This window comes from Blautia sp. ZXY-1-C6, from assembly GCF_056339875.1.
On the sequence record NZ_JBWJVQ010000274.1, the window covers coordinates 1 to 8,355 of the forward strand.

Here is an 8,355-nt window from a genome sequence, read left to right on the forward strand (position 1 = left end):
TACTGGAAAGCTCCTGCGTTCCTCTTGCGAGAGCCTCTCCAATGCTGTCTACCCGAAACATACCGCCAAACAGTCCGGCCAGATAGATCACAGCCATAACAGCGAGGAATGCAAAGTTATAAATCATCGTGCCTGATGAACCATTCCCGGTCAGCAGCGTCATGGCAACACATCCGCCAAGCACCACCAGAAAAAGAACCGTATTCATAATTTTTTTGCCCATAATACACCTCCTGTGATTATTTGCAGATTCTGCACAAAATTACAGACAATTTCCTTTTTCGTATATCATATCACAACGTCATATCTGTCACAAGTAAAAATATAGCTTACTGTTCACAGTAACGTAGCCAAAAGTTACTGTTCACTCCGTTCTCAGTAACACGCTTCGCGATGCACAGAATTTATGCTAATCGCATAAATTCGCGCGGTATATCTCGGGTTTTCTGTGACCTTCGCTCACAAAAAACACCTCGCGGGATATTACCAGTGAACAGTAACAGCCAAAATTCATTCCAGATTGCCTGCGGCAATGGAATTTTGGCTTGTATGTCTCGGGATAGTGGTGTGTAAACAATAACAAAATATATTAAAAGTCCGGCAGAAAAGCTGTACTCAAAGCACAGTTGTCCACCGGATTATTTTACAGAATTGTTATATTTCAGAATAAACTTTATCTTCTTCCAGAAATCTAGCTTTTCCATCTTTTACTTCAAGCAGATTGATACTGCAGTTTGGAGGCACACATCCATGCCAGAAATGTTTCGGATCCTGATAGACATTCTGAAGCAGTGCACGAACTGCACATCCATGAGAAGAAACAAGAATTGTTTTGTCTGCCAGAGCAGGATCTGTCGTTTTCTCCACCCAGAATTCTCTGGTGCGTTTCAGGATATCAGAAATGTTTTCGCCGTTTTGAGGACGTTCAAATTTCTGTGGCTCTTCAAAGAAAATTTCCATTTCATGGCTGATGATCTTCCCTTGTTCATCCTTAAACCGGCTTCCTTCAAGAACTCCGAAATCAATTTCCTGGATTCTTTTATCCTCAATAACAGGAATCTGCCTGTTTCCCAGCACATAATGTGCTGTCTGTCTCGCTCTTGCCAGAGGACTGGTAAAACAGATATCAAACGGAACATCTTTTAATGCTTCTCCTGTTCTTTTCGCCAGTTCAATTCCTTCCGGTGCAAGGGGAATATCCATTGCCCCCTGCACTTTTTTCAGTTTATTCCACTGAGTTATCCCATGTCTTAATACATAAATCAGCATTAACTTCTCAACTCGATTCCAAGGTCTGTCAGACCATTCAGGATTTTCTTCATTGCAGCTGTAATCTCGCTCTCTTCCAGAGTCTTGTCATGGTGACGGAATACCAGAGAATAAGCCATGGATTTATATCCTCCTTTAATCTGGTTTCCTTCATAAATGTCAAATAACTGATAACTCTCCAGAATCTTTCCGCCTCTCTGAGTCAGAATATGTTCAATCTGTCCTGCAAGAACGGTTTTCGGAACGACCATACTTAAATCGCGGGTTACTGCAGGATATTTTGCAATTCCTGTGTATTTATGGTTGAAGCTTGCAAATTCAAGAACCGTAAGGATATCAATCACTGCCACATATGCCTTATCACCGATTCCATAAGTATCTGCAACCAGAGGATGAATCTCTCCCAGATAGCCTACAACCTTACCATCATAAACCATATTTGCCTGTCTTCCGGGATGAAGGTAAGTCTTTCCGCTGTTTGGATCATAATCTACTTTATCTCTCATTCCTACTTTCTCAAAGAACTCTTCACATACACCTTTCATGTCAAAGAAATCGCCGTTTCCATACATACCAAGTGTAAAGTGCATACGCTCATCCGGAAGTTCTGTAAGAGGAAGTGCTTTCGGACGATATACATTACCAAGTTCATAGAGACGTACATCTTTATTTCTTCTGTTATAGTTCGTAGCCAGAGAACTGAGCATACCGTTTAAAGTAGTTGTTCTCATGACACTGTAGTCTTCTCCCAGAGGATTGCTGATCACGATTCCCTGACGGAGCTTACTGTCAGCCGGAAGTCTTAATTTGTCAAATACCTTCGGACTTTCGAAAGAATAGGTCATTCCTTCAGAGAAACCACAATATTCCGCAATATCACGTGCCACTGCTTCAATACGAAGTTTAAACGGAAGCTTACCTGTTGTAGCTTCACCTGTAGGCAGAGTAGTCGGAATCTTATCATATCCGAAAAATCTTGCAACTTCTTCTGCAACATCAGCTACATAATGGATATCCTGACGGAAAGTAGGAGCTACGATCTCATTTGTTTTTTCGTCATAGGTCAGTTCTACTTTTGCCAGATAAGCAAGCATTTCTTCCGGTGTCAGATCAGTTCCAAGAAGAGCATTAATCTTCTCCGGTTTGAAAGGAACTCTGGATGGTTCTCTTACTTCATTGCAGATATCTACCATTCCACCTACGACTTCACCTGCTCCAAGTTCCTCCATCAGCTGGCATGCTCTGTCGATAGCTGCCTGCGCATTGTTCGGGTCAAGACCTTTTTCGAATTTACCGGAAGCATCTGTTCTCAGACCGATTCTCTTGGAAGAAAGGCGGATATTTGTTCCATCAAAACATGCAGCCTCGAAAAGAACAGTTTTTACATCGTCTGTGATCATAGAATTCTCTCCACCCATGATACCGGCAATACCAACTGCTTTCTCACCGTCACAAATCATCAGTACCTGATCATCCATGGTACGTTCCTGTCCATCCAGCGTTACAAATTTCTCATCATTCTCTGCACGACGTACAACGATTTCTTTTCCTGCAATCCTGTCCAGATCATATGCGTGCATTGGCTGACCAAATTCTTCCATTACATAGTTTGTAATATCTACCAGATTATTGATCGGACGGATTCCATTGGAAGCCAGACATCTCTGCATCCATTTCGGAGATGGTCCGATCTTAACATTCTTTACGACTCTTGCACAGTAACGTGGACAAAGTTTCGGATCTTCTACCGTTACTTTTACATAGTCAGAAGCTTTTTCATCATTTCCCTTACACTCTACAACAGGAGGACAGAATTTCTCATTAAACGTAGCTGCCGCTTCTCTTGCAATTCCCAGTACGCCGTAGCAGTCAACACGATTGGATGTGATTTCATATTCAAAGACAACATCATCCAAGCCCAGTGCCTTGATCGCACTCTCGCCTACAACAGCGTCTTCAGGGAAAATATAGATTCCGTATTCCGGGGCTTCCGGATACATTTCTCTTGTGCTTCCCAGCTCTTCGATGGAACACATCATACCATAGGAATCGATTCCGCGAAGTTTTCCTTTTTTGATTTCAATTCCACCCGGTGTTTTCTTTCCGTCATGTCCACCGGCAACACGTCCGCCGTCAAGAACAACAGGAACCTTATCTCCCTCTTTTACATTAGGAGCGCCTGTAACAATCTGTACAGTCTCTGTTCCGATATTCACCTGGCAAATGATCAGTTTATCCGCATCCGGATGTTTCTCAATTTTTTCAATCTGACCGATCACGATCTTATCCAGATCTGCGTCCAGTTTTTCAAAGCCTTCCACTTTTGTTCCTGTCAGTGTCATGGCATCTGTATATTCCTGTGCTGTCACATCAAGATCCGGCACATACATTTTAATCCAAGATAATGAAGTATTCATTTTGTTAATCCTCTTTCTATATTATAGCTCAGACTTATAGCAGCTTTCCCGGACAGAAATTTCCTCTTGGCTGCATAGCTCTGTTGTTTCAGACAGTCATTTCATCAGAACTGTTTCAGGAAACGGATATCATTCTCATAGAGCAGTCTCATGTCATCAATCTCATATTTCAGAAGTGCAATACGTTCAAGACCTACGCCAAATGCGAATCCGGTGTATTCTTCCGGATCAATTCCGCACATGCTTAATACATTCGGATGAACCATACCGCAGCCAAGGATTTCAATCCAGCCGGAACCTTTACAGAAACGGCAGCCTTTACCACCACACTTGAAACAGGATACATCCACCTCTGCGCTTGGCTCTGTGAACGGGAAGTGATGTGGTCTGAACTTAGTTTTTGTCTCAGGTCCGAATAATTCCTGTGCAAACTCCTGCAAAGTTCCCTTAAGATCTGCAAAAGTGATGTTCTTGTCAATAACAAGACCTTCGATCTGATGGAAAGAAGGAGAATGTGTTGCATCTACTTCATCTGAACGGAATACACGACCAGGTGCGATCATACGGATCGGCAGCTTTCCTTTCTCCATAGTACGTGCCTGAACCGGTGAAGTCTGGGAACGAAGAAGGATAGAATCGTTGATAAAGAAAGTATCCTGTTCATCACGTGCCGGATGATTTTCCGGAATATTCAGTTTAGTAAAGTTGTAATCCGCATACTCTACCTCCGGTCCCTCTACTACTTCATAACCCATACCAATAAAGATACGCTCTACTTCTTCCAGGGCGATGGTGTTCGGGTGACGGTGACCGATTTTAGCTTTCTTTGCAGGTAAAGTCACATCAATCACTTCCTGTTTCATCTTCTCTTCACGTGCTGCTTCTTCCAGTTTCTGTTTAGATTCATCAAGAAGTGCTTCTATCTTGCTTCTTGTTTCGTTTACAAGCTGTCCAACCTTCGGGCGCTCTTCCGGTGCAACATCTTTCATACTCTTTAAAATTGCAGTCAATTCACCTTTTTTACCAAGGTATGCCACACGTACTTCGTTCAGTTTTTCCAGACCTTCGGATTCACTGATCCGTTTTCCGGCTGCTTCAGCCAGTTCCTGAAGTCTTTCTTTCATATCCATGTTCTCTTTCTCCTTTATGTCATAATGTCAGAGAAGAAAAATCGTTACTGAGAACAGAATGAACAGTAACGTAAAATCTGACTCTGACTTGATAGCCACAAATCGCTCCGTTGCAAAAGCAGTTCTCGCAATTCATGTTATAATAGCAGAATTAGCAAACAAAAAACTCCGTCCCACTAAAGGGACGGAGTAAAATATCCGCGGTACCACCCTGCTTCCTGCATTTTCTACAGGCTCTCGGTCTGCTTAACGCGCAGTAACGTCATTTCCTACTCAGTAAATACTGTCATTCAGAAATGCGGCTCCGGTGGGAAATTCAGGAAATATCTGAACCTGAGGCAGCTTCCAGCCGATGGCTTCCTCTCTCTGACGGAAAATAAATCCCTGTAAACACCTTCTAAGCTTTTCATGATTATCAACACTAGTAATCATGCCACAGACGTCAAAATCTGTCAAGTACCATTTACATTATTTATTTTTAAGATATTCATCGATACCTTTGGCACCAGCTTTACCTGCACCCATGGCAAGGATAACAGTAGCTGCACCTGTAACAGCATCACCGCCGGCATATACACCATCTTTAGATGTCTTACCTGTTTCTTCTTCAGCAATGATACATCTTCTCTTATTGACTTCAAGACCTTTTGTTGTAGAAGAAATAAGAGGGTTCGGGGAAGTACCAAGAGACATGATAACTGTATCTACATCCATGTCATATTCAAATCCCGGAATTTCAACCGGACGACGTCTTCCGGAAGCATCCGGCTCACCAAGTTCCATCTTGACAACCTTCATACCTTTTACATGACCGTTCTCATCTACAAGGATTTCCTTCGGGTTAGTAAGAAGATCAAAGATGATTCCCTCTTCTTTTGCGTGATGAACTTCCTCTGCTCGTGCAGGAAGCTCTGCTTCACTTCTTCTGTATACGATATGTACTTCAGCACCAAGTCTTAAAGCTGTTCTGGCAGCATCCATAGCAACATTACCACCGCCTACAACTGCTACTTTCTTTCCTGCTGCGATCGGTGTATCATAAGAATCATCAAAAGCTTTCATCAGGTTGCTTCTTGTAAGATATTCGTTGGCAGAGAATACACCGCTTGCATTCTCACCCGGGATACCCATGAACATTGGAAGTCCGGCACCTGATCCGATAAATACAGCTTCAAATCCTTCGTCCTCGATCAGCTGATCGATTGTTGTGGATTTACCGATAACAACATTAGTCTCGAATTTAACACCTAATTCTTTAACTTTTTCAATTTCTTTCTTAACAACTTTCTGTTTCGGAAGACGGAACTCCGGAATACCGTAAACAAGAACACCGCCAAGTTCATGAAGAGCTTCAAATACAGTTACATCATAACCAGCTTTTGCAAGATCACCTGCACAGGTAAGTCCGGAAGGACCGGAACCGATCACTGCAACTTTATGTCCGTTCTTAACTTCTGCTCCAACAGGTTTGATATCATGTTCCAGAGCATAGTCAGCAACAAATCTCTCCAGCTTACCGATAGAAACAGCTTCACCTTTGACTCCGCGGATACATTTACCCTCACACTGGGATTCCTGAGGACATACACGTCCACAGATAGCCGGAAGTGCGGAGGATAATCCGATCACTTTGTATGCTTCTTCGATCTTTCCCTCTTTAATCTCTTCAATAAATCCAGGAATATTAATGGATACAGGACAGCCTTCCACACATTTCGGTTTCTTACAGCCTAAGCATCTCTGTGCTTCTTCCATTGCTTCTTCCTGATTGTATCCAAGACAAACTTCTTCAAAGTTTGTTGCACGCACCTTTGGATCCTGTTCTCTTACAGGAACTTTCTTTAACATCTTTGCATCTGCCATTACTTGTCACCTCCACAATGTCCACATCCGCCATGATGGGTATCACCTTCCTGAAGTTTCAGTAATGCACGTCCCTCTTCAGTCTTATACATCTGGCTTCTCTTCATAGCCTGGTCGAAATCAACGAGATGTCCGTCGAATTCCGGTCCGTCTACACATGCAAACTTAATCTCATCGCCAACCTGAAGACGGCATGCGCCACACATACCTGTTCCGTCAACCATGATTGGGTTCATGCTGACAATTGTATGAATGCCAAGCTTCTTGGTAAGAAGACAGACAAATTTCATCATGATCATCGGTCCGATCGCTACACAGACATCGTAATGTTTGCCTTCGTTTGTTACCGAGATCCTCAAGAGTCTTAGTAACCATACCTGCACGGCCATAGGAACCGTCATCTGTAGTAACATAAAGATTGGAAACTTCTCCCAGTTCTTTCTCAAGGATAACCATATCCTTAGTTTTTGCACCAAGAATAACATCTGCTGTGATTCCATGTTCATGGAGCCATTTTACCTGTGGGTAAACAGGGGCTGTACCAACACCGCCGGCAACAAATACCATTTTCTTTTTCTTTAATTCTTCGATATCTTCCTCAACAAATTCAGAAGGACATCCAAGAGGTCCTACGAAATCGCGGAATGCATCTCCTGCTTTTAATTCTGCCATCTTGATGGTAGATACACCAATCTCCTGGAATACGATTGTGACCGTACCTTCTTCACGATCATAATCACAGATAGTAAGAGGGATTCTCTCACCCTTCTCATCTAACTTAACGATAATAAATTGTCCTGGCTGACAATGGCTTGCAACACGCGGTGCGTGTACAACCATAAGATGGATCTTAGCTGCCAGTGTTTCAGCTTTTAAAATCTTATACATGGTTTTCCTCCTCGCAAATAATAAACCTCTATTAATAATACGCCAAAATCTGACATATGGCAAGGGTTGATTTGTAGCATATATAAGATTTTTTTCACTTTCAACACTCTTTTTCTATCATTTCATATAATTTTGCCAACGCTTCCTTAATACCGCCAACCTCATCGATCAGCCCTTCTTTTACTGCCTCTTTTCCTTCCAGCATGGTTCCTACATCTTTTACCAGCTGAGAAGTATCAAGCATCAGCTCTTCCAGACGTTTCTGAGATGCTCTGGAGTGTTCGGAAATAAATGTAGTGATACGGTCCTGAATTTTCTCCATATTCCGGTAAGTCTGAGCCACTCCGATAAACATACCATTGGAACGTACCGGATCGATCACCATCGTAGCACTTGGTACTGCGAAAGAATAGTCCGCAGATACGGCCATCGGAACTCCGATAGAATGTCCGCCGCCCAGAACCAGTGACACTGTTGGTATACTTAATGAGGCAATCATCTCTGCAATGGCAAGCCCAGCCTCCACATCTTCCTCCCACTGTGTTCAAAAGGATCGGCAAGACCTTCTATTTCTTCATCATCCTCAATGATGGCAAGCTTTGGAAGTACATGCTCATATTTTGTAGTTTTGGAATGGGAGGGTGCAGACTCATGACCTTCCACCTCACCAATGATGGTCAGAAGCTCTACCTTGTGTTTTCAGGGAATTGCTGTTTAAAACCACCTGTCCCATATCTTTGATCTGCTCATTGGTACTTTCCTGATTTTTACTTTCTGACTCCTGTGTC

Annotated in this window: 4 protein-coding genes, 3 pseudogenes and 1 other annotated feature; all 7 genes and pseudogenes read right to left on the minus strand. The window is 42.7% G+C overall.

The window, feature by feature from the left end; translation table 11 throughout:
* A pseudogene (locus tag AC075J_RS17510) lies at window positions 1-223 on the minus strand (MotA/TolQ/ExbB proton channel family protein); the annotation flags it as partial.
* 431 nt (window positions 224-654) lie between these two features.
* A complete protein-coding gene (locus AC075J_RS17515; RefSeq protein WP_119246004.1) occupies window positions 655-1,269 on the minus strand; it encodes a histidine phosphatase family protein in 615 nt (204 codons plus the stop codon).
* Window positions 1,269-3,686, minus strand: coding sequence for a phenylalanine--tRNA ligase subunit beta (gene pheT, locus AC075J_RS17520; RefSeq protein WP_118331006.1), 2,418 nt, complete (start codon window positions 3,684-3,686; stop codon window positions 1,269-1,271). Before pheT ends, AC075J_RS17515 begins: the two co-directional genes overlap by 1 nt.
* A 104-nt stretch (window positions 3,687-3,790) precedes the next feature.
* Window positions 3,791-4,810: a phenylalanine--tRNA ligase subunit alpha gene (pheS, locus tag AC075J_RS17525; protein WP_026648180.1), complete on the minus strand. Its 1,020-nt coding sequence runs from the start codon at window positions 4,808-4,810 to the stop codon at window positions 3,791-3,793.
* A 183-nt stretch (window positions 4,811-4,993) separates the two neighbouring features.
* Window positions 4,994-5,225 (minus strand) — a binding site (T-box leader).
* 59 nt (window positions 5,226-5,284) lie between these two features.
* Window positions 5,285-6,679 (minus strand): NADPH-dependent glutamate synthase, encoded by a 1,395-nt coding sequence (gene gltA / locus AC075J_RS17530; protein WP_476390554.1) that lies wholly within the window; start codon window positions 6,677-6,679, stop codon window positions 5,285-5,287.
* A pseudogene (locus AC075J_RS17535) lies at window positions 6,679-7,567 on the minus strand (sulfide/dihydroorotate dehydrogenase-like FAD/NAD-binding protein). Before AC075J_RS17535 ends, gltA begins: the two are co-directional and overlap by 1 nt.
* A gap of 100 nt (window positions 7,568-7,667) precedes the next feature.
* A pseudogene (locus AC075J_RS17540) lies at window positions 7,668-8,309 on the minus strand (ClpP family protease).
* Between the last annotated feature and the right edge of the window lie 46 nt (window positions 8,310-8,355).